The organism is [Mycobacterium] manitobense (assembly GCF_025821665.1).
In the GTDB taxonomy this organism is placed as follows: domain Bacteria; phylum Actinomycetota; class Actinomycetes; order Mycobacteriales; family Mycobacteriaceae; genus Mycobacterium; species Mycobacterium arseniciresistens.
Genome location: NZ_JACKSJ010000171.1, coordinates 1 through 24989 on the forward strand (window position 1 = coordinate 1; position 24989 = coordinate 24989).

General features: G+C 71.5%; 17 protein-coding genes. 5 read left to right on the forward strand and 12 right to left on the reverse strand.

Features of this window, described 5'->3' with window-relative positions:
- Nucleotides 1-174: 174 nt before the first annotated feature.
- The 4 genes from H7I41_RS20285 to H7I41_RS20300 form a co-directional block, all read right to left on the reverse strand.
- Complete coding sequence (locus H7I41_RS20285; RefSeq protein ID WP_264014416.1) at nucleotides 175-1497, reverse strand: beta-ketoacyl [acyl carrier protein] synthase domain-containing protein; 1323 nt, start codon at nucleotides 1495-1497, stop codon at nucleotides 175-177.
- A complete protein-coding gene (locus H7I41_RS20290; RefSeq protein WP_264014417.1) occupies nucleotides 1487-2245 on the reverse strand; it encodes a thioesterase II family protein in 759 nt (252 codons plus the stop codon). Before H7I41_RS20290 ends, H7I41_RS20285 begins: the two co-directional genes overlap by 11 nt.
- The gene (locus tag H7I41_RS20295; protein ID WP_264014418.1) at nucleotides 2242-2952 is read right to left on the reverse strand and encodes an AMP-binding protein; all 711 of its coding nucleotides are present in this window, start codon (nucleotides 2950-2952) and stop codon (nucleotides 2242-2244) included. The genes H7I41_RS20290 and H7I41_RS20295 overlap by 4 nt, the downstream gene beginning before the upstream one ends.
- Nucleotides 2953-3106: 154 nt before the next feature.
- Complete coding sequence (locus H7I41_RS20300) at nucleotides 3107-6595, reverse strand: non-ribosomal peptide synthetase (RefSeq protein WP_264014419.1); 3489 nt, start codon at nucleotides 6593-6595, stop codon at nucleotides 3107-3109.
- 111 nt (nucleotides 6596-6706) lie between these two features.
- On the opposite strand from H7I41_RS20300, the gene H7I41_RS20305 reads away from it, so the two are divergent.
- The gene (locus H7I41_RS20305; protein ID WP_264014420.1) at nucleotides 6707-8380 is read left to right on the forward strand and encodes a (2,3-dihydroxybenzoyl)adenylate synthase; all 1674 of its coding nucleotides are present in this window, start codon (nucleotides 6707-6709) and stop codon (nucleotides 8378-8380) included.
- A 48-nt stretch (nucleotides 8381-8428) separates the two neighbouring features.
- Here the strand turns inward: H7I41_RS20305 and H7I41_RS20310 are convergent, their stop codons facing one another.
- From H7I41_RS20310 to hemW, 3 genes are all read right to left on the reverse strand, one after another.
- Complete coding sequence (locus H7I41_RS20310; RefSeq protein ID WP_264014421.1) at nucleotides 8429-13597, reverse strand: type I polyketide synthase; 5169 nt, start codon at nucleotides 13595-13597, stop codon at nucleotides 8429-8431.
- A 252-nt stretch (nucleotides 13598-13849) separates the two neighbouring features.
- Nucleotides 13850-14869 (reverse strand): NADP-dependent oxidoreductase, encoded by a 1020-nt coding sequence (locus H7I41_RS20315; RefSeq protein ID WP_264014422.1) that lies wholly within the window; start codon nucleotides 14867-14869, stop codon nucleotides 13850-13852.
- Between the two features lie 75 nt (nucleotides 14870-14944).
- On the reverse strand, nucleotides 14945-16120 hold the full coding sequence (gene hemW / locus H7I41_RS20320) for a radical SAM family heme chaperone HemW (RefSeq protein ID WP_264014423.1): 1176 nt from the start codon (nucleotides 16118-16120) through the stop codon (nucleotides 14945-14947).
- Between the two features lie 305 nt (nucleotides 16121-16425).
- Between hemW and H7I41_RS20325 the strand changes: the two genes are divergently transcribed.
- From H7I41_RS20325 to H7I41_RS20335, 3 genes are read left to right on the forward strand one after another with little or no spacing between them, the layout of a single operon-like run.
- Complete coding sequence (locus tag H7I41_RS20325) at nucleotides 16426-18111, forward strand: nitrite/sulfite reductase (RefSeq protein ID WP_264014424.1); 1686 nt, start codon at nucleotides 16426-16428, stop codon at nucleotides 18109-18111.
- Nucleotides 18112-18139: 28 nt separating this feature from the next.
- On the forward strand, nucleotides 18140-18847 hold the full coding sequence (locus H7I41_RS20330; protein ID WP_264014425.1) for a phosphoadenylyl-sulfate reductase: 708 nt from the start codon (nucleotides 18140-18142) through the stop codon (nucleotides 18845-18847).
- Nucleotides 18826-19575, forward strand: coding sequence for a sirohydrochlorin chelatase (locus H7I41_RS20335; protein WP_264014426.1), 750 nt, complete (start codon nucleotides 18826-18828; stop codon nucleotides 19573-19575). Before H7I41_RS20330 ends, H7I41_RS20335 begins: the two co-directional genes overlap by 22 nt.
- A gap of 11 nt (nucleotides 19576-19586) precedes the next feature.
- On the opposite strand, the gene H7I41_RS20340 is transcribed toward H7I41_RS20335, so the two are convergent.
- From H7I41_RS20340 to H7I41_RS20360, 5 genes are all read right to left on the reverse strand, one after another.
- On the reverse strand, nucleotides 19587-20639 hold the full coding sequence (locus H7I41_RS20340) for a sulfate/molybdate ABC transporter ATP-binding protein (RefSeq protein ID WP_264014427.1): 1053 nt from the start codon (nucleotides 20637-20639) through the stop codon (nucleotides 19587-19589).
- A 20-nt stretch (nucleotides 20640-20659) separates the two neighbouring features.
- Nucleotides 20660-21472 carry a sulfate ABC transporter permease subunit CysW gene (gene cysW, locus H7I41_RS20345; RefSeq protein ID WP_264014428.1) on the reverse strand — a complete coding sequence of 271 codons (813 nt, stop codon included), beginning with the start codon at nucleotides 21470-21472 and terminating at the stop codon, nucleotides 20660-20662.
- The gene (gene cysT, locus H7I41_RS20350; RefSeq protein ID WP_264014429.1) at nucleotides 21469-22353 is read right to left on the reverse strand and encodes a sulfate ABC transporter permease subunit CysT; all 885 of its coding nucleotides are present in this window, start codon (nucleotides 22351-22353) and stop codon (nucleotides 21469-21471) included. The genes cysW and cysT overlap by 4 nt, the downstream gene beginning before the upstream one ends.
- Nucleotides 22350-23366: a sulfate ABC transporter substrate-binding protein gene (locus tag H7I41_RS20355; RefSeq protein ID WP_264014430.1), complete on the reverse strand. Its 1017-nt coding sequence runs from the start codon at nucleotides 23364-23366 to the stop codon at nucleotides 22350-22352. The genes cysT and H7I41_RS20355 overlap by 4 nt, the downstream gene beginning before the upstream one ends.
- 343 nt (nucleotides 23367-23709) lie before the next feature.
- Nucleotides 23710-23904, reverse strand: coding sequence for a hypothetical protein (locus H7I41_RS20360; RefSeq protein WP_264014431.1), 195 nt, complete (start codon nucleotides 23902-23904; stop codon nucleotides 23710-23712).
- A 60-nt stretch (nucleotides 23905-23964) separates the two neighbouring features.
- Here H7I41_RS20360 and H7I41_RS20365 point away from each other — a divergent pair.
- Nucleotides 23965-24989, forward strand: a 1025-nt coding sequence (locus tag H7I41_RS20365) for an FAD-dependent oxidoreductase (protein WP_264014432.1), incomplete at its 3' end; no start/stop codon positions are given.

Below are 24989 nucleotides of genomic sequence, written 5' to 3' on the forward strand. Positions count from 1 at the left end.
GGTGCCGGCGCAGCCGGCGGGTGCGCAGCAGCTGGCCCGCCACGTCGGTCACCCCGGTGTCCGGGCGGGTTCGCAGGTGGCGCGCGATGGCCGCGGCGTCCGCGGCGACGAGGTCGGGCGCGTGTGCGCTGAGCAGCACGGGGGTACGGCCGTCCGGCCAGGTGATGACGGACATCAGGCCACCCGGGCCCCGGCATCGGGCATGGCCACGACGACGTGGGTGTTGGTGCCGCTCATACCGAACGCCGACACCACGGCCAGCCGCCGCCCGTCGACGGCCCGCCAGGGGCCGAGTTTGTCGGCCAGCCGCAGACCTTGTGTTTCCCAGTCGATCTCACGGCTGGGCTGGTCGACGTGCAACGTGGGCGGGATGGTGGCGCGCTCGGCGGCGAGCAGCACCTTGGCCAGCCCCAGCCCGCCTGCCGCGGCCTGCGCGTGGCCGATGTTGGACTTCACCGAGCCGAGCAGCGGTCCCCGGCCGGGTTCGGTGGCGCCGTAGGTGCGTGCCAGCGCGCGCAGCTCGGTGCGGTCGCCGAGCCGGGTTCCGGTGCCGTGCCCCTCCACCAGCCCGATGTCCTCGGCGCGCACGCCGGCCTGCGAAAGTGCGCGGCTGAACAACCGGGCCTGCGCGGTACCGCTCGGCGCCGTCAGCCCGGTGGTGCGGCCGTCCTGGTTCAGGCAGCTGGCCAGTACCTCGGCCAGGATCGGCCTGCCGTCCCTGCGGGCGGCCGACCGGCGCTGCAGCACGAACATCGCCGCGCCCTCGGCCCACACGGTGCCGCTGGCGTGCGCGCTGTAGGGGCGGCAGTGTCCGTCGTCCGAGAGCGCGTGCTGCTTGGAGAATTCGACGAAATAGCCCGGCGATCCCATCACCGCCACGCCGCCGGCCAGCGCCAGGTCGCAGTCGCCCGCGCGAAGTGACTGCACGGCAACGTGGAACGCCGCCAGCGCCGACGAGCACGAGGTGTCGACGGTGAGCGCCGGTCCGGCGAGGTCCAGGGTGTAGGCGATCCGGCCGGAGATCACGCCAAGCGAGGTGCCGGTGATGAGATGGCCGCTGTGCTCGGAGGACCGGGCCATGTCCGGTCCGTAGTCCAGCGTCGACGCGCCGACGAAGCAGCCGGCGTCGTGGCCCGCGAGGTCGTCGGGATTGACGCCGCTGTTCTCCAGGGCCCGCCACGCCAGCCGCAGCGCCACCCGCTGCTGGGGATCCATCGCCACGGCCTCCCGTGGCGAGACACCGAAGAACTCCGGGTCGAAAGAGGTTGCGTCGGTGAGAAATCCGCCGAGGTCGTGAATGGCCTTGTAGCCGTCGCGCGGTTCGAAGAGCTCGGGCAGGTCCCAGCCGCGGTCGGTCGGGAACGGGCCGAGCGCCTCGCGCTGTTCGGACAGCAGCGACCAGTAGGCGTCGGCGGAGTCGATGCCGCCGGGTGCCTCGAGCGCCATGCCGACGATCACGACGGGATCGTCCGCGCCGCCCACGCCGTCAGAGGTCATCGGCGCCCATCAGTTCGGCGAGCAGGTCGGTGTGCTCGTTGAGGTAGAAGTGGCCGCCGTCGAGCAGCGAGAGGGTGAACGACTTCTCGGTGTGGCTCTCCCAGGCCCGCAGCTGCGCCTCGGTGATCCGGTGGTCGCGGCGGCCACCGACGGCGTTGATGTCGGCGCGCACCGTGACGCCCGCGTCGCAGGTGTAGCGGTTCCAGGCCAGGTAATCCGCCCGGATCGCCTGCAGCAGCAGCGCGACGAAGTCCTCGTCGTCGAGCAGGCGCGGGTCGGTGCCGCCGAGGTCGGCCAGCTCGGACAGCAGGCCGTCGTCGGTGGTCGGCATCGGCCCGGAGGCCTCGACGGTGGACGGCGCCTGACCCGCCGAGACCCACAGCTGGCGTACGTCGACGCCGTGCCGTTCGGCGATGCGCGCGAACTCGAATGCCACCACAGCGCCCATGCAGTGACCGAACAGCCGCAGCGGACCGAGCCGGTGCCACTCCCCCGCCCGGAACAGGTCGTCGGCGAGCTCAGTGAGCGTCTCCGCCGCCGGATGGGCGAGGCGGTCGGCGCGTTGCGGGTACTGCACCAGATAGGTGTCGATGCCGTTGTCGGACAATGCTTTCGCCAGCCCCCGATAGGCGACCGCCGCCCCGCCCGCGTGCGGGAAGACCACTGTCGCGCCCCGCGAACCGTCCGCCGGGAAGCCCTTGATCCAGGGTTGGAACGTCAACTGCTGCTGCTGACCCACTCCGGTCATGGAGCCGCGGCGTCGATCGGCGGCAGGAAGGTCAGCGGGTATTCGACCGCGGCGCGGGAGTCGGCCGGGTCGGCGACCACCACACCGGCACCGGCGAGCAGCGCGGCGAACACCTCGCGCACCGACTCCTCGCAGTCCAGTCCGGGCGACACCGCCCGGCGACCGCGCGGCTCGGCCGGGGTGCCGCCGATCGAGCGCAGCAGTGCGGCGTGGCTGAAGGTGGCGTTCGGCAGGATCGCGGCGGGTTCGGCCGGGCGCGGCGACACCACGGCGAAGCGGGACTCGGCGGCGCCGATCCGCAGGGCTTCGCGCACGGTCAGTGCAGGCATGAAAGCAGGAGAAAGGTCACCGCACACCAGCGCCATCCGCGCCACGCCGCGGCGCATGGCCGACAGTGCGGCGTCGGCGGGCAGCCCGGCGGGCACCGGGAGGTAGATCGCGCCCGCGGCGAGCGTTCCGAGCACCGCGGGGATCTGTTCCGCGCAGGCGGTGCCGACCACGGCGACCACGTCACCGGGTGCGACGCCGGCGACCGACAGCGCGGCGGCGATCGCGCGGATCTCTTCGGAGAGTTGCCCGTAGGTGCTCCGGCCGGTCGGACCGGTCACCGCGGCGGCGCCGGGCACGGAGGCAGCGACGGCGAGGACGCGTTCGTGCAGCGACGCCATCTCCGCGGCGGTTACGTCGCCGGGACGGGTGATCGTCATACCGTGAGCCACAATGCCTCCATGGATTAGCAAAGGCTGTCCTAAATTGCTGAGGCTACCCTATGTTCGGCCACCCGAAAATAGGTACCCCGGTCGCTCCCGCCCATCGCATGACCACATCCGACCTGCGGCGATGCGCGTCGAGCCGGGTCGGTCAGCCCACCGACTCGGCGTCCAGTGCGGTCGCGACGTCGGTGCCGTCCATCCCGGCGACCTCGAGGTAGAGCTCGGCCACCTGCTCGAGCCGGTCACCGGCCGGTTCGCGCGCCGCCAGCACCCGCGCCAGCGCGGCGACGGTGCGGGTGGCGAAGACGTCGGCGACCATCACGGTCGGCGTGTCCAGCCAGTCCCGCACCCGCGCGACCAGCTGGGTGGCCAGCACCGAGTCCCCGCCGAGCGCGAAGAAGTCGTCGTCGGCGCCGACCTGCGTGCGGTTCAGCAGCACCCCGACGATGTGCGCGAGCGCCGATTCCACGACCGTGGCCGGCGCGCGGTATCCCCGCCCCGCCGACAGGTCGACGTTCTCGAGGATGCGGGTGATCGCCGCCCGGTCGAGCTTGCCGTTGCCGGTGAACGGGATGCGGTCGGTGATCACGATCGCCTGCGGCACCATGTGGGCGGGGACGAGCGCCGCCATCGCGTCGGTGACGGCCTCGGCGGTCAACCCGGTGCGATCGGCCCGCACCAGCGCCGCCAGCACGTCGCGACCGCCCGGCGCGGAGACCGGGGTGACCACGGCGACGTCCACTCCCGGCACCCGCCGCAGCGCCGCCTCGACCTCGCCCAGTTCGACCCGGTAGCCGCTGATCTTGATCCGGTGATCGGCGCGGCCGACGAACTCCAGCGTGCCGTCGGACTGGTACCGCACCAGGTCCCCGGTCCGGTACCAGATCCTGCCGTCGTGTTCGACGAACTTCTCGGCGGTCAGGTCGGCCCGGCCGCGGTAGCCGCGGGCGAGGCCGCGACCGGAGACCCAGAATTCTCCGGGCACCCAGTCCGGGCAGTCCCGGCCCCGCGCGTCGACCACCCGGGCGGCGTTGTTGGGCAGCGGAGTCCCGAACGGCACCGCCGACCACTCCTCGGGCACCTCGCCGGTCACCTCGCAGATGGTGTTGTGGGTGGCGGTCTCGGTGGCGCCGCCGAGACCGGCGACGCGCACCCCCGGCGCGGCGGCACGCAGCGCCCGCACCATCTCGGTGCGCACCCAGTCGCCGCCGGTGGGCACCACCCGCACGGTGGGCAGCCGCGCGCCCTGTCCGGCGACCACCTCCAGAAGCATCTCCAGCCAGCCGGGCATGAAGTGCAGCACGGTAACGCCGTGTTCGTCGATCAGCCGCACCCAGGTGTCGGGGTCGCGCCGGTGCCGCTCGTCGACCACCACGATGGCGCCACCGGTCCGCAGGGTGGCGAAGACGTCGAGCACGGAGATGTCGCACTCCAGTGTCGACAGCGCCAGGCAGCGGTCCGCCGGGCCGATCCCGAAGTGCCGCGAGATGAATTCGGCGGTGTTCATCGAGGCGTCGTGGGTCACCTCGACGCCCTTGGGCTCCCCGGTGGACCCCGAGGTGAACAGCACGTAGGCCAGCGACGAGGGATCCGACGCCGCCGGTTCGGTGTCGGCGGCGCGTGCCGCTCCCCGGCGCACCGCATCGGAGACGGTCAGGGCGGGCACCGACAGCTCGGGGGTATCGCCGCCGCAGACCAGGGCCAGTGCCACCCCTGCGGTGTCGAGGATGCGGGCCGCCCGGTCGGCGGGCTGGTCGGCGCCGACCGGCAGGTACGCCGCGCCCGCCGCGTGGATGCCCAGCAGCGCCGGGATCTGCTCGTAGGTCTTGGGACCCGTCACGGCCACCACGTCGCCTGCGCCCACGCCGTGCTCGCGCAGGGTCGCGGTGACCGCCAGCACCTGCTCGCGCAGCTGCGCGTAGGTGAGGTCGGCGTCGCCGCTGAACACCGCGGGCGCGTCCGGGGTGGCCGCGGCGGTACGGAAGAAGCCGTCGTGCAGGGCGTCTCCGCTCACCGGCGCCGTGACGGCGTTGGCCGCGGCGCGCACGGCACGCTGCTCTGCGGTGACGGCGGGCGGATCGGCGGCCTCCCAGGCCGCGTCGTCGGTGGCGAGCCGGCACAGCTCGTCGAGGTGGTAGTCGAACATCGCGTCGACGACGCCGGGCCGGAACGCGTCGGCCCGGACGTCCCAGTTGATCATCAGGCCCTCGGCCACCGGCGTGGCCTGCGCGTCGATGTAGACCTGCGGGCCCTGCGAGATCGTCCACACCGGGCTGCCGAACTGGTCGGTGACGTCACCGGCGAACAGGTCGCCCAGGCCCAGTGCGCTGGTGTAGACGAACGGCACCAGCGTCTGGGTGCCGCGGTGGCGGGTCAGGTCGCGTATCACCGACAGGCCGGAGTAGCTGGAGTGCGCGGCGGCGCGGTGCAGCGCCTCCTGCACCACCCGGGCGCGCGCGGCGGGGGTGCCTGCGTCGGACAGGTCGAGGTCGAGCATCAGCGACGAGGTGAAGTCGCCGATCAGCTTGTCGACGTCGGGGTGGAACGGTTCACGGCCGAACATCGGCAGGTTGAGCAGGAACCGCTGGTTGACCGACCACCGCGCCAGCGCCCCGGCGTAGGAGGCGCCGACCGCCATCGCCGGCGTGACACCGCGCCGGTGGGCGGCGGTGAACAACGCGTCGCGGGTCGCGACGTCGAGGGTGCGCCACTTGCGGATGCTGCGCCGCGGGTTGCGCTGCTCGGCACGCGGCACCAGCGGCAGCGTCGGCGGTTCTGGCAGATCGGGGATGCGCTCGGCCCACCAGTTGCGGTCCTCGTCGGTTGGCCCGGGTGCCGCCGCCGTCAGCGCGGCCCGGTACTCGCGGTAGGTGTACTGCAGCTCGGGCAGGTCGCGGCCCAGGTAGAACGAGGCGAGGTCGGCCATGAAGTTGCGGTAGCTCACCGCATCGGCGGCCTGCATGTCCATGTCGACGTGCAGTCGGGTGCGCCCGCCGGGCAGCAGCGACAGGCCGATCTCGAGCACCTCGCCGAACAGCAGCTGGTGGGACTTCGCGTCGCGGATCTCCTCCAGCCTCGCCTCGGCCGCCTCGACGGCGAGCTCGCGCAGGTCATGGACGGTGACCGGGAGGTCGCGGTCGCTGATGCGCTGGGTTCCGTCGGGCAGGATCTCGACGCGCAACATGGGATGACGACGGGCCAGCCTGCTCGCTGCGTCCTGCAGACGGCCGGGATCCACTCCGGCCCCGTCGAACTCGACGTAGAGGTGGCCCGCGACACCACCGAGCACCTGGTCGTCGTTGCGGCCCACCCACATCGCGTGCTGGATCGGGGCGAGCGGGAACGGCTCTTCGGGATCGCTGGGCTGCACCGCCGGCGCCGGCTGCTGCGGCCGGTCCTGCGGGCGGAAGCGGGCCACCAGCTCCGACCAGGCCTGGACGGTGGGATCGGCTGCCAGCGCGGCGAATCCGACGTCGATGCCCTGCTTGCGCCAGCGGCCCGACAGCGACATCATCCGGATCGAGTCCAGACCGGAGGCGATCAGGTCGGCCTGCGGGTCGAGGCTGTCCGGGCTGATGCCGAGGAGCTCGGCGACTTCGTCGCGAACGGTCGCGGAACTCGTCGCGGCGTCACCCACGTGATGCCTCCCAGGTGGCTATGAGATTTAGTACAGGCTGCCCTAACTCGCAGCAGGCTACCTTATATTCGGTGCACCGAACACACCTACCCCGAGGGGCGGATTCCACCTATGAGCACGGGTTTTTCGCGTGACACCCGCACCGGCGACGACGCCCCGACCGATGAACTCCGGCAGGGATTCGTACCGTTCCCGGCCGAGCGCGCGCATCTCTACCGGCGGGCCGGGCTGTGGACGGGACGCCCGCTCGACTCCATCCTCAGGGATGCGGCCGCGGCCTGGCCGGACAAGCTCGGCGTCGTCGACGCCGACCGCGGCTACACCTTTGCCGAACTCGATGCGGTCGCCGACCGGGTGGCCGCAGGGCTGAGCGCGCTGGGCATCGCCCCCGGCGACCGGATCCTGGTGCAACTCCCCAACTCCTGCCAGTTCGCCGTCGCGCTGTTCGGGGCGCTGCGGGCCGGCGCCGTGCCGGTGATGTGCCTGCCGGGGCACCGGGCGGCCGAGATGGGTCACTTCGCCTCCGTCAGCGGCGCCGTCGGGCTCGTCATCGCCGATCAGGTCAAGGGCTTCGACTACCGCGAGCTCGCGGCCGGACTGCGGGACCAGCACCCGGCGCTGCGCCACATCGTGGTCGACGGTGATGCCGGACCGTTCACGCCGTGGTCGACACTGACCGGATTCGACGGCGCCGCAGCACCTTCGGCGTCGTTCGATCCGGACGCACCCGCGCTGCTGCTGGTCTCGGGCGGCACCACCGGGCTGCCCAAGCTGATCGCGCGGACCCACGACGACTACGTCTACAACGCGGTGGGCATGGCCCGCGAGTGCCGGATGACCTCCGAGGACGTCTATCTCGTGGCGTTGCCCGCCGGCCACAACTTCCCGCTCGGCTGCCCGGGACTGCTCGGCGCGATGACGGTCGGCGCGACCACGGTGTTCACCGCCGACCCGAGCCCGGAATCGGCGTTCGCCCTGATCGACCGGCATCAGGTCACCGTCACCGGTCTGGTCAACGCGCTGGCCAAGCTGTGGGCCCAGGCCTGCGAGTGGGAACCGGTGCTGCCGACGTCGCTGCGCCTCGTGCAGGTCGGCGGGTCGCGGCTGTCGCCGGAGGAGGCCCGCTTCATCTACGACGGCCTGACCGACGGCCTGCAGCAGATCTTCGGGATGGCCGAGGGCATGCTGCAGTTCACCCGGCCCGGTGATCCCGTCGACGTGGTGACGCACACCCAGGGCAGGCCGATGTCACCGCACGACGAACTGCGGGTGGTCGACGACAACGGCGTCGAGGTCGCGCCCGGTGAGGAGGGCGAACTGCTGGTGCGCGGGCCGTACACGATCAACGGCTACTACCGCGCCGAGGAGGCCAACGCGCGCTCCTTCAGCCCGGACGGCTTCTACCGCAGCGGCGACCGGGTGCGCCTGTTCGCCGACGGTCCGCTCGCGGGCAACATCGAGGTGACCGGCCGGATCAAGGACGTCATCCACCGCGGCGGCGAGACGGTGTCGGCCACCGACCTCGAGGACCACCTGCTCGCCCACCCGGCGATCTACGCGGCGGCGGCCGTCGCCCTGCCCGACGAGTATCTCGGCGAGAAGATCTGCGCCGCAGTGGTCTTCATGGGCGCCCCGGTGACATTGGCCGAGCTCAACGCCTTCCTCGACGAGCGCGGCGCCTCGGCGCACGCCAGGCCCGACACGCTCTTCGCGATGCCGTCGCTACCCGCCACACCGGTCGGCAAGGTGGACAAGAAGAAGGTCATCGCCGCCATCACCGGGTGATTTCGGCGCGCTCACGATCGCTGGGCGAACGTTTCCGCGCCGAAATCGCTAGACGTCGACCTTCTCGCCGGGGGTGAGCATCTCGACGAGCCTGGCCGTGACGGCCGCGGCCGTCGGGTGCTCCCACAGCAGCGTCGGCGGCAGCACCAGCCCGGTCTGCTTCTCCAGCTGGCGCCGCAGCCGCACGGTCATGATCGAATCGACGCCGAGCTCGACCAGCGGCAGGTCGGGGTTCACGTCGGCCTCGGTGAGGCCCAGCTGCGCGGCGACGGCGGCCAGCACCCGTTGCCCCAGCACTGCGGGATCCGTCTCGCCCGACGTCATCTCCTCCGCCGGAGCGCCGTCGTCGACCGCGTCGTCCGACGGCGCCACGTCGGCCAGCATCGGCACCGCGGAGGCGCTCGGGAGCAGCGGCAGCACAACGACGTTCGGATCGTCGTCACGCATCGCCAGATCGAGCGCGCGCATCGCGTCGTCGACGCCGACGGTGCCCATGCCCAGCGCGTCGAGCTGGGCCGCGACGAACTCCGACGCCGAGCCCATGCCGAGGCCGCGCCAGGCCGTCCACGCCACGCTCGTGGTGCGGTCACCCAGACCGCGGCGATGCCGCGCCATCACGTCGAGGAACGAGTTCGCGCAGGCATAGGCGCCCTGCCCCGGGAAGCCGGCCAGGTAGCCGCACGACGAGAACAGCACCATCCAGTCCAGCGTTGCGGGCGGGAACACCTCGTGCAGGGCGAGGGTGCCGTGCACCTTCGGGTGCATGGCCGCCGCGAAGTCCTCGGCGGTGGTGTTGGCCAGCAGCGCACCGGCTTCCACGCCCGCCGCGTGAACCACCCCGCGCACCGGCGGCAGGTCGCGCAGCACGGCGCGCAGATCGTCGGCTGCGCCGGGTGCGCCGACGTCGAGGGCGGCGACGGTGACCGAGAGGCCCCGGTCCTCCAGCGCCCGCACCCCGCGCACCGCCTCCGAATCGGGGTGCTCGCCCCATGCCGACCGCTCGGGCAGTCCCGACCGGGAGAGCAGCACCAACCGCCGGGCGCCAAGGTCGGCCAACCGCTGCGCCATCCGCAACCCCAGCGCGCCGGTGCCGCCGGTGATCAGATAGCTGCCTGCCGGTGAACACTCCATCGGCGCAGCCGTTCTCGCACCTGCGGGCGCCAGCCGGGCGGCCAGGGCGGCGCCGCCGCGCACCACCACCACACCGTGCCCGGGCAGCGAGAGCGCGCCGAGCGGCAGCGGGCCGTCCGCGACGTCGAGCACGCCGCCCCACAGCTGCGGGTGTTCGGCCGCGGCCACCCGGGTCAGTCCCCACAGCGGTGCGTGGGCGAGGTCGCCGCCCTCGTGCACGCCGGTGGTCAGCACCCACACCCGCGCCGTCGCACCGGTCTGCAGCAGGGTGGTCAGCGTCCGGGTCACCAGGTCGACCGACGCCTCGGGCGCATCGTCGGACCGCGGCAGCACCAGCACCACCGCGGTGCGGCCCAGATCCCGCCACAGCTCCGGCATCTCGGCGCTCGCCGACAGCGCGGCGAGCTCCGCCGGATCCTCGAAGGCGCGGTAGGCCACGCCTGCGGCGGTGAGGTCACGCACCGCGGCGTCCAGACCGTCGACATCTCCCCCGACGAGCACCACGCCGCTGGGCAATTCGTCGTCGCGCCAAGGAATCTCGTGCCATGCCACCCGGTGCAGCATCCGGCCGGCGTCGTCGCCGGACAAGCCTCGCGCGGAGGTCTCGAGTTCCTCGAATCCCATCCCGGTGATCGACAGCAGCACCGCCCCCGAGGGATCGGCGATCGAGACGTCGGTGACGGTGGTGCCGGGCCGCCGCCGCACCAGCAGCGCGGCGACCGGCGGCGCGTCGCCGTACACCCGCACCCCTTCGATGCGGGCGGGCATCCGCAGGCGCGGCGGCCCGTCGAAGATCGTCGAGGCGGCCGAGGTCGCGGCGTCCAGGAGCGACGCCCACGACGCGGGCGCCGATCCGTCGGCCTCGGCGGCCACCACCGCCACCAGCTCGCCGTCGCCGCGACGCAGGTCCTCGACGTCCCAGCCGAAGCCCATCGCGGCGACGCCCAGCGTTGCGAGCGTGTCGATGACATGGCGCCGCGGCAGGAGCTCCGCGCAGCGGTTCCGGGCGGCGTCCAGGTCCAGATCGGGCTGCGGAGAACGCGTCTCGTCGGCCAGCACCGCGCTTGTGTGGGTGAGCCAGCCGCCGTCCCGCGCGTCGTCACCCCCGTCGCCGTCCACCAGCCTGGTGGACAGGGTCAGCGCCCGGTCCTGCAGCACCACCTGCAGATCGCGGGCCCGCCCCGGCGCGACCGGGGTGCGCAACCGCACGTCGGCCAGGCCCGCACCGGCGTGCCCGCCGCTGCTCGCCGCCGCCAGGAATGTGTTGAGCAGCACTGCGGCCGGAACGATCTCGGTGCCCTGCACCGGATGGTCACCCGGGTAGGGCCGGCTGTCGACGTCGAGCCGGGTCTGCCACATCGTCGTCGCGACGGCGCCGGCGACGTCGGTCCGGCCGCCGAGCAGGGTGTGGGTGGCGGGGTCGTGCACGCCGCGCCCGCCGGGCGGCGGGGTGGGCACCCGCCAGAAGTGCCGGTGCCGCCACTGCGTGCCAGGCAGGTCGCCCGCCCACGGGGTGTCGGCGCCGATGCCGTGCGACACCTGCGCGCCGTGGCAGTGCAGGGCGGCCACCGCGGTGGCGACGGCGCGCACCTCGGCGGTCTGCCTGCGCAGCACCGGGACGACGGCATGCTCGTCGATGCCGAGGTGCAGCAGCGTCTCGACGATCGAGTGCGCCACCACCGGGTGGGCGGACACCTCGAGGAACAGCCGGTGGCCGTCCTGCGCCGCGGCCGTCACGGCCTCGGCGAACCGAACCCGTCCGCGCAGATTGGCCACCCAGTAATCCGGGTCGCGCGGGGCCGTCGACCGGGGGTCGGCGAGCGCCGTGGTGTACAGCGGCACCGTCGCCTGCCGTGCGGACGGCAGGGTCGCCACGAGCCGGGCGAGCTCCCCGGTGAGCCCGTCCATCGCCGGACTGTGGAACGCCACATCGGTGTTCACCCGGCGCACGACGACACCCTCGTCGTCCCACGCCCGGCTCACGGCGTCCACCGCGTCGGCCATACCGGAGATGACCGTGGACTCCGCGGAGGCGCTGATGGCGGCCACCACGTCGGTGCGCCCGGCGAGCCGCCGCGCGGCGTCGTCGAACGGCAGCCGGACCAGGGCCATCGCGCCCTGTCCCATCACCGACCGGAAGCCCCGGGCGCGGTAGCACGCGACGGCGGCACCCTGCCGAAGGTCGAACACGCCGGCCACGACACACGCGGCGACCTCGCCGACCGAGTGGCCGATCACCGCCGCCGGCGTGACTCCGCGCTCACGCAGCACCGCGGCGAGGCCGACCTGCATGGCGAACGTCAGCGCCTGGACGCGGTCGGTGCCGCCGAGTTCGCCGGTGCTGAGCGCCTCGCGTGCCGAGAAGGCCAGCTCGGCGCCGAACACCTCGTCGACCTCGTCGATGACGCGGGCGAACACCGGCTCGGCCGCGATCAGCTCGCGGCCCATGCCTGCCCAGTGCGACCCGTGGCCGGAGAACACCCACACCGCGTCCCTCGGCTCGCCGGCCGGGACGACGCCGGTGACGAGGTTGGGGCTGACGTCGTCGCGGGCCAGCGCATCCAGTCCGGCGACCAGTTCGTGGTGCTGCTCGGCGATCACGGCGGCCCTGACCGGTTCGTGGGCCCGGCGGGCCCACAGCGTCGCGGCCACCTCGGGCAGCGGTCGGTCGACACTCCTGAGGTGGTCTGCCAGCGCCTCGGCCTGGCGCTCCAGCCGGACACCGGAGCGGGCCGACAGCGGGACGACGACCGGTCCGGCGTTGGCGTGGCCGTCGTCCGCCCGCGCCGCCGCCGGCGACTCCTCGAGCAGGATGTGGGCGATGGTGCCGCCATACCCGTAGCTGCACACCGCGGCCCGACGCGGCGTCTCGCCGCGTGGCCACGGCTCGGTCTCGGTGGGCACCCGCAGCCCGCTGGTGGCCCAGTCCACCGCCGGGGTGAGCCGGCGCAACCCGGCGGTCGGCGGGATCGCCTCGTGGTGCAGCGCGAGCACCGTCTTGATCAGCCCGAGCACGCCCGCGCCGCCCTCGAGGTGGCCGATGTTGGGTTTGACCGAACCGATGCGGCAGGGGTCGTCGGCGGGCCGGCCGGCGCCGTACACCGCGGCCAGTGCCCCGACCTCGGTGGGATCGCCTGTCGGCGTTCCGGTTCCGTGCGCCTCGACGTAGCCGACGCTGGACGGCGCGATACCCGACGTCCGGCAGGCGCGGGCGAACATGTCGGCCTGCGCCTCGCCGTTGGGCGACATGATGCCGACCGTGCGGCCGTCCTGGGCGACCGCACCGCCGCGGATCACCGCCAGCACGCGGTCACCGTCGCGCCGCGCGTCGGCGAGGCGTTTGAGCACCACCACACCGGCGCCCTCACCGCGGCCGTAGCCGTCGGCGGCGGCGTCGAAGGTCTTGCAGCGCCCGTCGGGCGCGGTGGCGCCGGCCTCGTCGAGCACCCGGGTGAGGCCAGGGCCGATCAGGGCGCTGACGCCGCCGGCGAGGGCGAGCGAGGTCTCGCCCGCACGCAGCATCTGGCACGCCTGGTGCACCGCGACCAGTGAGGCCGCGCACGCCGCGTCCAGTGCGACGCTGGGGCCGCGCAGGTCGAGGAGGTGCGACACCCGGTTGGCGATCCCGCACAGCGACGTGCCGATGCCGGTCCACGCCTCGATGCCCGGCAGGTCCTCCATGAGCAGCTTGCCGTAGTCGTCGGAGTTGACGCCCATCAGGACGGCGGTGTCGCCGCCGGCGAGTGACCGCGGCGACACCCCGGCGTGCTCCAGCGCCTCCCAGCTGACCTCGAGGGCGAGGCGCTGCTGGGGGTCCATCAACTCGGCCTCCCGCGGCGAGACGCCGAAGAAGTCGGCGTCGAATCCGGCGAGGTCGTCGAGGAACGTGCCCCAGCGGGTGGTCTCGCGCAGCACCGCGGCGTTGCGCGGATCCCGCCGCAGGTAGGGCTCCCAGCGCTGCTCGGGTACCTCGCGCACATCGCTGCGGCCTTCGAGCAGGAAGTTCCAGAAGTCGGCGGGCGTGCCGACGTCGCCCGCCACGCGGCAGCCCAGACCGATGACGGCGACCGGTTCGTCGGTCGACACGTCAGTACCGGCCCGACTCAGCACTCGACACGGACGAGGTCTGCTTAGCCTTGCCTAAGTGCTCGACTGACATGCGCACAATATTGGCACACGAAAATTTCCGGCAGTCACCTACCTGAGGGCCGGCGAAACGCCTCCCATCCGCCGTTGACCAGCCCCTCCGGCGTTTCGGCGCCGCACCGGGCGGCGGGTGTTGCGCACATCACGTCGCCGCCGCGGCGTGCCGCCGGATGCCGCGCGCGCAACGTCAGGTCACGGCGCCGCCGGCTCACTGACCTTCACCAGCGTCTTGCCGATGTTGGCGCCGGTGAAGAGGCCGTTGAGCGCGTCGACGCACGACTCGACGCCGTCGAAGATCGTCTGCCGGTGCACCAACAGACCGTCGCGCTCCCACTGCCGCAGTGCGGCGAAGGCCTCGTCGAAGCGGCCCCACTGGTCGAGCGCGTTGAACCCCTGCATCAGCGCGGTCTTCGACAGCAGGCTGACGTAGTTCGCCGGGCCGGGGTGTTCGCCGCTGAGGTAACTGGAGATGACCCCGCACAGCACGACGCGCGCCCTGGACGCCAGCCGGCCGAGCACGGCGTCCAGGATCGGCCCGCCGACGTTGTCGAAGTACACGTCGACGCCGCGGGGGCAGTGCTCCTTGAGTGCGGCGGGGAGGTTGCCGTTCTTGTAGTCGATGCAGGCGTCGAAGCCGAACTCCTCGACCACCGCCCGGCACTTGTGCGGCCCGCCGGCGATGCCGACCACCCGGGCGCCCGCGATCTTGGCGATCTGTCCGGCGACCGAGCCGGTGGCGCCCGCCGCCGCCGACACCACCACCGTCTCGCCGGGTTGCGGGCGGCCGATGTCGGTCATGCCGAAATACGCCGTCGCTCCCGTCGGGCCGTAGATCGACATGATCGCCAATTGGTCGTTCTCTCCGGGCATCGGCGTGCTGAAGAGATCGTCGCGGATGATGACGTACTCCTGGAACCCCGACAGCGTGGTGACGACGTCGCCGACCGCGTACGCCGGGCACCGCGACGCCACCACCTCGCCGATCCCGGCCGCACGGATCACCTCGCCGATGGCGACCGGCGGCAGGTAGCCAGGCTGGTCGTTGAGCCACGTCCTGGCGGCGGCGTCGATGCCGATGAAGGTGTTGCGCAGCAGGGCCTCACCGTCGGCCGGTTCGGGCGCGGGTGTGCTGACCAGTTCGGTGTCGGCAGGCCCGATCAGGCCGGTGGGACGGCGGCGCAGCAGGATCTGGCGGTTCGTCAGGTCGGACACCGGGCCGAAAGTACCGCAGCGACAACCTTCTTCGGGACGGTTCTGGCGCATCGCCGATGCCGTGAGTTCGCGCTCTCAGTCGAGCAGCCGGCGCACCACCGCGTCGGCCAGCAGCCTGCCGCGGTCGGTCAGCACCACCCGGTCGCCCGCGCGCACGATAAGGCCGTCGGCCTCCGCGCTGCCCAGCCGCTCCCGTTCGACCTCGCCGAGAACGGCCAGCGGCAGGCCGGTGCGCAGGCGCAGCCGCAGCATCACGTCCTCGACGTGCCGGTCGGTTTCGTCGAGCAGTTCGAAGTCCGCGACCGGCAGGGTGCGCTCGGCGAGCGTGGAGGCATAGGCGTTCGGATGCTTGACGTTCCACCACCGGGTGGCGCCCAGGTAGCCGTGTGCGCCGGGCCCGGCGCCCCACCACTCACCGCCGTCCCAGTAGCCGAGGTTGTGCCTGCACTCGGCGCCCGGCCTGCTCCAGTTCGACACCTCGTACCAGGTGAGTCCCGACGCCGACAGCCTCGCGTCCAGCAGCGTGTAGCGGTCGGCCAGCACGTCGTCGTCGGGCGCGGCGACCTCGCCGCGCCGCACCCGCCGGGCCAGGGCGGTGCCGTCCTCCACCACCAGCGCATAGGCCGACAGGTGGTCGATGCCCGCCTCCAGTGCGGTGTCGACCGACCGGCGCAGGTCGTCGTCGCGCTCCCCCGGCGTGCCGTAGATGAGGTCGATGCTGACGTGCTCGAAGCCCGCCGCGCGCGCCTCGGCCGCCGCGGCGGGCGCCCGGCCGGCCGAATGCACCCGGTCCAGCACCGCGAGCACGTGCCCGGCCGCGGACTGCATGCCCAGCGACACCCGGGTGAAGCCGGCGGCGCGCAACCGGTCGAAGAAGCGCGGCGAGGTCGACTCCGGGTTGGCCTCGGTGGTCACCTCGGCCCCGGGCGCCAGCTCGAACCGGTCGCGCACCGCGTCGAGCACCGCCGCAAGGCCGTCGCCGCCCAGCAGCGAGGGCGTGCCGCCGCCGACGAACACCGTCTGCACCGCGGGCGGCACACCCAGCTGCGCGGCCGCCAGGTCGAGCTCGACGCGCAGCGCCGCCAGCCAGCCGTCCGGGTTGGCGCCGCCCAGCTCGGACGGCGTGTAGGTGTTGAAGTCGCAGTACCCGCAGCGGGTCGCGCAGAACGGCACATGGATGTAGATGCCGAACGGCCGGCCCGGTGTCGCGGCCAGCACTGGCCGCCCTGCCGGCGCGGCGTTGACGGTCATGGCGCCATCTTCCCTGATCTCGCCAGTGCACCCTTTCGCTCACCGTGAGCGCAAATCTGGCCCGGTTAGGGAGGTCGGCGCAATTCGTGGCACAATCGGGTGCGTGACTGCCGCCCAGTTCCCCCGCGTCTCGCTGGTGGTGCGTCGGCATGTCGATTTCAAGCGCGTATGTACCTCGTGTTGTCTGCCTTAGTGCCGTAGACCTGCCCACCTGAACTTCCAGCTGGCCCCGGATCTGCGCCGCCGGACAGCCACCGGTGAACAGCGCGTTCCGTACGCCGGCTCCTCCGAAGGAGCCACACCCCGTGACCGACACCCCCACCCCGCCCAAGGCCAGGGCCCCCAAGCGTCCCCGCGGCGAGGGCCAGTGGAAGCTGGGCTACCGCGAGCCGCTCAACGCCAACGAGCAGGCCAAGAAGGACGACAACCCGCTCAACGTGCGGGCTCGGATCGAGAACATCTACGCCGAGGGCGGCTTCGACAGCATCGACAAGGGTGACCTGCGCGGCCGCTTCCGCTGGTGGGGCCTCTACACCCAGCGCAAGCCCGGCTACGACGGCACCTGGACCGGTGACGAGAACACCGACATGCTCGAAGACGAGTACTTCATGCTGCGGGTCCGCAGCGACGGCGGCGCGCTGAGCGCCGCGGCACTGCGCACATTGGGCGAGATTTCGACCCAGTTCGCCAGGGACACCGCCGACATCTCCGACCGGCAGAACATCCAGTACCACTGGATCGACGTCAAGAACATGCCGGAGATCTGGCAGCGACTCGACGCCGTCGGCCTGCAGACCACCGAGGCGTGCGGCGACTGCCCCCGCGTCGTGCTGGGCTCCCCGCTGGCCGGTGAGTCCCTCGACGAGGTGATCGACGGCACGCCTGCGGTCAACGAGATCGTCAAGCGCTACATCGGCAAGCCGGAGTACTCGAATCTGCCTCGCAAGTTCAAGACCGCGATCTCCGGCCTCCAGGACGTGGTGCACGAGGTCAACGACGTCGCGTTCATCGGCGTGAACCACCCCGAGCACGGTCCAGGATTCGACCTCTGGGTGGGCGGCGGCCTGTCGACCAACCCGATGCTGGGCCAGCGGGTCGGCGCGTGGGTGCCGCTCGACGAGGTGCCCGACGTATGGGAGGGCGTGGTCAGCGTCTTCCGCGACTACGGCTATCGCAGGCTGCGGGCGAAGGCACGGCTGAAGTTCCTGATCAAGGACTGGGGTGTCGAGAAGTTCCGCCAGGTGCTCGAGGACGAGTACCTCGGCCGCAAGATGATCGACGGCCCGGCACCGGACCCGGTGACCCGCCCCATCGACCACGTCGGCGTGCAGAAGCTCAAGAACGGGCTGAACGCCGTCGGCGTCGCCCCGATCGCCGGTCGGGTGTCCGGCACCATCCTGACCAAGGTCGCCGACCTGGCCGAGGCCGTCGGCAGCGACCGGATCCGCTTCACGCCCTATCAGAAGCTGATCGTGCTCGACGTGCCCGACGACAAGCTCGACGAGCTGCGCGCCGGCCTCGACGCGCTCGGTCTGCCGTCCACACCGTCGCACTGGCGGCGCAACCTGATGGCCTGCACCGGCATCGAGTACTGCAAGCTGAGCTTCGCCGAGACCCGCAGCCGCTCCCAGGTGCTGGTGCCCGAACTGGAGAAGCGGCTGGAGGACATCAACGCCCAACTCGACGTGCCGGTGACGATCAACCTGAACGGCTGCCCGAACTCGTGTGCCCGCATCCAGGTCGCCGACATCGGGTTCAAGGGCCAGATGATCGACGACGGCAACGGACCCGAGGAGGGATTCCAGGTGCATCTCGGCGGCAGCCTCGGCCTGGACAGCGGCTTCGGCCGCAAGTTGCGTCAGCACAAGGTGCTCGCGACCGAACTCGGCGACTACATCGAGCGGGTTGTGCGCAATTTCGTGAAACAACGCGAGGACGGCGAGCGTTTCGCTACGTGGGCGCTGCGGGCCGACGACGCAGATCTGCGGTGAGCGCCCGCGTGACGAGCGGAGGAAATCGATGAGCGATCTCATGACGGAGACCGACCTGCAGGCTCTTGCCGAACGCGGGGCGGCCGAACTCGGACCCGACGCGGGGGCCGGCGACCTGCTGCGCTGGACCGACGAGAACTTCGGCGGCAACTACATCGTCGCGTCGAACATGCAGGACGCGGTGCTGGTGGATCTGGCCGCCAAGGTGCGCCCCGGCGTCGACGTGCTGTTCCTCGACACCGGCTACCACTTCGTCGAGACGATCGGGACGCGCGACGCGGTCGAGGCGGTCTACGACGTCAACGTCGTCAACGTCACGCCCGAGAACTCGGTGGCCAGGCAGGACGAGCTGTTCGGCAGGAACCTGTTCGAGCGGGAGGCCAACGAGTGCTGCCGGATGCGTAAGGTCGAACCGCTGAGCAAGGCGCTGCGCGGCTACTCGGCGTGGGTGACCGGCATCCGCCGGGTGGAGGCCCCGACCCGGGCCAACGCGCCGCTGATCAGCTGGGACAAGGCCTTCGGACTTGTCAAGATCAACCCGCTGGCCGCCTGGAGCGACGACGACATGCAGGCCTACATCGACACCAACGGGGTGCTGGTCAACCCGCTGGTCTACGAGGGCTACCCGTCGATCGGATGCGCGCCGTGCACGGCCAAGCCGATCGAGGGCGCCGACCCGCGCAGCGGCCGCTGGCAGGGCCTGGCCAAGACGGAATGCGGGCTGCACGCGTCGTGACGCGGCCCAATCCCCCGCGGCCCGAGCCGGCCCTCATCCTGACCGCCCACGGCTCCGCCGACCCGCGGTCGGCGGAGGTCACCCACGCCGTGGCGGGCCGGATCCGGCGCCTGCGGCCGTGGCTGGACGTGCGCGCGGCGTTCCTCGACCACACCGGTCCGCGGCTGGGCGAGGTGCTGCGGCAGACACCGGACGGCGTCGTCGTGCCATTCCTGCTCGCCGACGCGTTCCACGCCAGGACCGACATCCCGGCGATGATCGCCGAGTCCGGTTGCCGGGCCGGGCAAGCTGCCGTGCTCGGCGAGGATCCCGCACTGCTGGCCGTGGCGCGGCAACGCCTGTCGGAGGCCGGGGTGTCACCCGACGACGAACGGCTCGGGGTGCTGGTGGCCGCGGTGGGATCGTCGAGTGCCGCGGCCAACGCCCGAACGGCCACCGTGCCGCACGCCTTGGCGGTCGGAACCCGTTGGGCAGGAGCCGAAGTGGCGTTCGCCACCGTCCCGCACAACACGCCGGCGCAGGCCGCCGCCGCGCTGCGTCACCGCGGAGCCGACCACGTGGTGATCGTGCCGTGGTTCCTGGCGCCCGGCAGGATCACCGATCGGGTGGCCGGCTTCGCCGCGCGCGAAGCGATGACGATGGCCGAGCCGCTGGGCTCGCACAACCTGGTGGCGGCCACGGTGCTGGACCGCTTCGACGAGGTGACTTCGTCGGCGGTGGCCGCCTAGCGAGGCGTCCCCTAGGCGCTCGTCGTCGCGCCGAGCTCCGCCTCTTCGGTCTCGGGTAGTTCCGCGCCGCCCGGGATCTCCGGCACGCGGGTCGCGCGGACGTACACGGTGTCCCCCTCGCGCAGGCCGAGTGCCTCGGCGTCGCCGCGGGTGATCTGCGCGGTGAACGGGGCCTTGGTGGCGGCGTTGGTCAGCTCGAGGCGAACCTCGAAGCCGAGGACGACGACGCGGTCGATGATCGCCTTCACCACCCCGGTCGACTTCACCGTCTCGCTTTCGGCGATCGGCAACTCGGGGTTGCGCCCCACCCGGATGTCGTGTGGCCGCACCAGGGTGCCGTTGAGCGAGGAGACCGCCCCCAGGAACGACATCACGAACGCGTTGGCCGGGGTGTCGTAGACCTCGGTCGGCGACCCGACCTGCTCGATGCGGCCCTTGTTGAGCACCGCGATGCGGTCGGCGACGTCGAGCGCCTCCGCCTGGTCGTGCGTCACGAGCACCGTGGTGACGTGCACCTCGTCGTGCAGCCGGCGCAGCCACGCCCGCAGGTCCTCGCGAACCTTGGCGTCCAGGGCGCCGAACGGTTCGTCGAGCAGCAGCACCTCCGGGTCGACGGCCAGCGCCCGGGCCAGTGCCATGCGCTGGCGCTGACCGCCGGAGAGCTGACTGGGGTAGCGGGTCTGGAAGCCGGCGAGCCCGACGACCTCGAGCAGGTTGTCGACCTTGTCCTTGATCTCGGCCTTCGGGCGCTTGCGGATGCGCAGGCCGAACGCCACGTTGTCCCGCACCGTGAGGTGCTTGAACGCCGCGTAGTGCTGGAACACGAAACCGATTCCGCGACGCTGCGGCGGCACATTGGTGACGTCGCGGCCCTTGATGGTGATGGTGCCGGTGTCGGGCTGGTCCAGGCCCGCGATCGCGCGCAGCAGGGTCGACTTGCCCGAACCCGACGGCCCGAGCAGCGCGGTCAGCGATCCCTCGGGCACCACGAAGTCGACGTTGTCCAGCGCCGCGAAGTCGCCGTAGCGCTTGTTCGCTCCGGTGATGGTGATCGCATTGGTCATGGTTCTGCTCTCCTTGAAACCTATTTTGCGGCCCGGGCGCGCCGGGCGTCGAGGATCACCTGGGCGACGAGCACCAGCACCGCCACGCCCATCAACAGGGTCGAGATGGCATAGGCGCCGTACTCGTTGTTACGGAAGTACCGGTCGGACACGAGCAGGGTCATGGTCTGCGACAGCCCGGGCAGATTGGACGACACCATGATCACCGCGCCGTATTCGCCGAGCGTCCTCGCGATGGTCAGCACGATGCCGTAGGTGAGCCCCCACCGGATCGAGGGCAGCGTGATCCGCCAGAACGTCTGCCACCACTGGGCGCCGAGGGTCGCCGACGCCTCCTCCTGGTCGGTGCCGATCTCGTGCAGCACCGGTTCCACCTCACGGATGACGAACGGCACGGTGACGAAGATGCTCGCCAGCACGATTCCGGGGAAGCTGAAGATGATCTTCAGCCCGAGATCGTTCTCGACGAACCCGAACAGCCCGGCTGTCCCCCACAGCAGGATCAGCGCCACGCCGACGACGACCGGTGACACGGCGAACGGCAGGTCGATGATCGACTGCAGAATGCTCTTGCCCCGGAATTTGTTGCGCGCCAACACCAGTGCGGTGGGCACGCCGAACAGCACGTTGAGCGGCACCACGATCGCCACGACCAGCAGCGACAACTGCAACGCCGACAGCGCGGCGGGCGTGGTGATCGAGCTGAAGAACTCCCCGATGCCGGGTTCGAGCGTGCGCCAGAGGATCAGCCCGACCGGAACGACCACCAGCACGGCGAGGTAGGCCAGTGCGACGAACCGCAGCAGGCGGGTGACGAACGGGGACAGGGTCATCGTGCGAGCGCCTCTCGCTTGGCCGCGCGCGACCCGATCGCCCGCAGGATGAACAGCACCACGAACGAGATGGCGAGCAACACGATCGAGATCGCCGCGGCTCCGACGCGGTCGTCGTTCTCGATCAACGTCCTGATCCACTGCGAGGACACTTCGGTCTCACCCGGAACCGCCCCGCCGATCAGCACCACCGACCCGAACTCCCCGATGGCGCGGGAGAACGCCAGCCCGGCGCCCGACAGCAGCGACGGCAGCAGCGCGGGCAGGATGATCTTGGTCAGGATCGTGTAGTTGTTCGCACCGAGCGACGCCGCCGCCTCCTCCACCTCATGGTCGAGTTCGAGCAGCACCGGCTGAACGGAACGGACCACGAATGGCAGCGTGACGAACAGCAGCGCGATGCCGACGCCCCATTTGGTGTGCTGCAACTGCAGGTCGACCGGGCTGGCCGGCCCGTAGAGCGCCAGCATCACCAGGCTCGCGACGATGGTCGGCAGCGCGAACGGCAGGTCGATCAACGCGTCGACCAACCGCTTGCCGGGGAACTGGTCACGGGTGAGCACCCAGGCCACCAGGAGCCCGAACACCGCGTTGACCACGGTGACGCCGATCGAGATCGTCAGTGTCACCCGGAACGACGCGATGGCGGCGGGCGAGGTGACCGCCGACCAGAACGCCTCCCAGCCGCCACCCACCGACTGCCACAGGATCGCGCCGAGCGGCAGGAGCACGATCAGCGACAGCCACAGCGTCGCGGCGCCCACCCGCAGGCCGGTGCTGCCGTAGCCGCCGATCAGGGGGCGGCGGCGAGGGCCCGGGTCCCCGTCGCCGGAGAGTTCGGGCCGGATCGCCTCAGGGTTGCGATCGAGCCCGGTGGTCATCCAGTGGCCTTCTGGTAGATCTTCGTGATGGTGCCGTTGTCCTTGTTGAACAGTTCGGCGTCGACCTTCTTCCAGCCGCCGAGGTTGTCGATCGTCCACAGCTTCGCCGGGGCGGGGTACTTGTCGGTGAACTCGGCCAGCACCTTCGGATCGGCGGGCCGGAAGCCGGCTTCGGCCCAGATCTTCTGCGCCTCGGGGGTGAACTGGAAGTTCACGAAGTCCCGTGCCTTGTCGAGGTGCTGGCTGGTGTTCACCACGGCGACCGGGTTCTCGATCTTGAACGTCTGGGACGGGTTGACGTACTCGAGGCCGAAGTTGATCGCCTCGTTCTCGTAGGCCAGCAGGACGTCACCGCTGCCCTGCTTGAACACGTCGGTGGCCTCGCGACCGGACGCCGGGCGCAGCTTGACGTGCTCGGTGACCAGTTTGTCGACGAAGTCGATGCCCGCCTGCGGGTTCTGCCCGCCGTTGCTGGCGAACGCGTACGGCGCCAGAAGGTTCCACTTCGCCGAACCGGAGCTCAACGGGCTGGGCGTGATCACCTCGACGCCCGGCTTGAGCAGGTCGTTCCAGTCGCGGATGTTCTTCGGGTTGCCCTCGCGAACGGCCAGGCTCACCACGGAGCCGAACGGAATCCCCTTCAGCGCATTGCTGTTCCAGTCCTCGGCCACCTTGCCGGCCTTGACCAGGCGGGTGATGTCCGGTTCGACGGAGAAGTTCACCACGTCGGCGGGCTTGCCGGACTCGACGCCGCGGGACTGGTCACCCGACGCGCCGTAGGAACCGGTGACCGCGACACCCTTGCCCTGTTCGGTCGCGGCGAAGGCGGGCGCCACCTTCGACCAGCCCGGCTCGGGCACCGCGAAGGCGACCAGGGTGAGCGTCGTGTCGGCGTCACTGGCGCCCTCGCCTGCGACGTCGCTGGAGCCGCCACCGCAGGCCGCCAGCAGCGTCGCGGCGGCGCCGATGACGGCCGCTTGCCGCCAGCGTTTGACGAGGGTGCCTGTGTTCACGATGGATGACCTTTCGGAGGGTGGGATACGGATGTACCCGCCACAGCGGAAAGGCGTTGTCTTGTCACCAGAAGGCGTCAGCCGACTACCGACACCAGACCGCAGGACGGAATGAGGTCAGCGACAACAACAGAAAACGTCTGCAACAGCGCAACCCACGGCAATGAGGGCCACGATGTGCCCCTCGGTGGTGCCGGACGCTTGCATGGCGCGAAGAATAACAGAGTGGGGCGCACCCGCCACTCGGGGAGTGCGCCCGGTCAGCGGGTCAACAACCAGGTGACGACGACCAGCAGAACCAGGACCACCAGCACCAACGTCACCCGCGACCGCGGCAATCCGCTCACATGTGGTCCGTTTCGTCGTGCCGGATCCGGCGAAGCAGCCGGGTGCCGTGGTTCAGGCCGCCGTCGAGCACCACGGCGGCGCCGTAGGCCAGCACCAGCACCACCGGCATCACCACCACCGTCTGGAACACGAACCCGAGACCGGAAAGCCACAGCTCGACGCCGTCCCACCAGCTCAGGAATGCACCCACGGACACAACACTAGGCGACGGACGCTAGGCGCCCGGCCCTCGGTGACGGACAATGTGGCGATGTCCGGCCCGGTCGAGTCCACAACGTGTGTCGTCGCCGGTGGCGGCCCCGCAGGCATGATGCTGGGCCTGCTGCTCGCCCGCGGCGGCGTCGCGGTGACGGTGCTGGAGAAGCACGCCGACTTCCTGCGCGACTTCCGCGGTGACACGGTGCACGCCAGCACGCTGCGGCTGCTCGACGAGCTCGGTCTGGCCGGCGAGTTCGCCCGCGTGCCGCACCGCCTGATCGACGAGGTGAACGTCACGATCCAGGACACGGCGCTGAAGGTCGGGCTCGACCGCCTGCCGGGGGCCCACCAGCACATCGCGCTCGTCCCGCAGTGGGACTTCCTCGAGCTGCTGGCCCGGGCGGCGGACGCCGAACCGACGTTCCGGCTGTTGCGCCGCAGCGAGGTGCTGGGGCCGTTGCGGGACGGCAGCGGTCGGGTCACCGGAGTGCGTTACCGCGGCGCGGACGGCGAGGAGCGCGAGCTGCGGGCCGAGCTCACCGTCGCCTGCGACGGTCGCGGCTCGACGCTGCGCGACGCATCGGAACTGCCGAGGCGCAGCTTCGGCGCACCCATGGACGTGTGGTGGTTCCGGCTGCCGCGCCACGAGTCCGACCCGCATGGCCTCACCGGGATCTTCCGGTCCGGCCACGGCTGCGCGCTGATCGACCGCGGCGACTACTTCCAGATCGCCTACCTCATCCCCAAGGGCGCCGACCAGCCGATGCGCGCCGAGGGCATCGAGGCGTTCCGCCGCGAGGTGACCGGCCTGCTGCCCTGGCTCGGCGACCGGCTGACGTCGGTGGAGTCCTTCGATGACGTGAAACTGCTCGACGTGCAACTGAACCGGTTGCGGCGCTGGTACACCGACGGGTTGCTGATGATCGGCGACGCGGCGCACGCGATGTCGCCGATCGGTGGTGTCGGCATCAACCTGGCGGTCGCCGACGCGGTGGCCGCGGCACGCATCCTGGCCGGCCCGCTCCGCGACGGCACCGTGCGCCGCCGCCACCTGGCCGCCGTGCAGGCCCGCCGCTG

Bases quoted from the DNA above. Each gene is read 5' to 3' on its own strand.
- H7I41_RS20285 (WP_264014416.1), bottom strand. From the start codon at position 1,497: ATGACCTCTGACGGCGTGGGCGGCGCGGACGATCCCGTCGTGATCGTC.
- H7I41_RS20290 (WP_264014417.1), bottom strand. From the start codon at position 2,245: ATGACCGGAGTGGGTCAGCAGCAGCAGTTGACGTTCCAACCCTGGATC.
- H7I41_RS20295 (WP_264014418.1), bottom strand. From the start codon at position 2,952: ATGACGATCACCCGTCCCGGCGACGTAACCGCCGCGGAGATGGCGTCG.
- H7I41_RS20305 (WP_264014420.1), top strand. From the start codon at position 6,707: ATGAGCACGGGTTTTTCGCGTGACACCCGCACCGGCGACGACGCCCCG.
- hemW (WP_264014423.1), bottom strand. From the start codon at position 16,120: ATGACCGTCAACGCCGCGCCGGCAGGGCGGCCAGTGCTGGCCGCGACA.
- H7I41_RS20330 (WP_264014425.1), top strand. From the start codon at position 18,140: ATGAGCGATCTCATGACGGAGACCGACCTGCAGGCTCTTGCCGAACGC.
- H7I41_RS20335 (WP_264014426.1), top strand. From the start codon at position 18,826: ATGCGGGCTGCACGCGTCGTGACGCGGCCCAATCCCCCGCGGCCCGAG.
- H7I41_RS20340 (WP_264014427.1), bottom strand. From the start codon at position 20,639: ATGACCAATGCGATCACCATCACCGGAGCGAACAAGCGCTACGGCGAC.
- cysW (WP_264014428.1), bottom strand. From the start codon at position 21,472: ATGACCCTGTCCCCGTTCGTCACCCGCCTGCTGCGGTTCGTCGCACTG.
- cysT (WP_264014429.1), bottom strand. From the start codon at position 22,353: ATGACCACCGGGCTCGATCGCAACCCTGAGGCGATCCGGCCCGAACTC.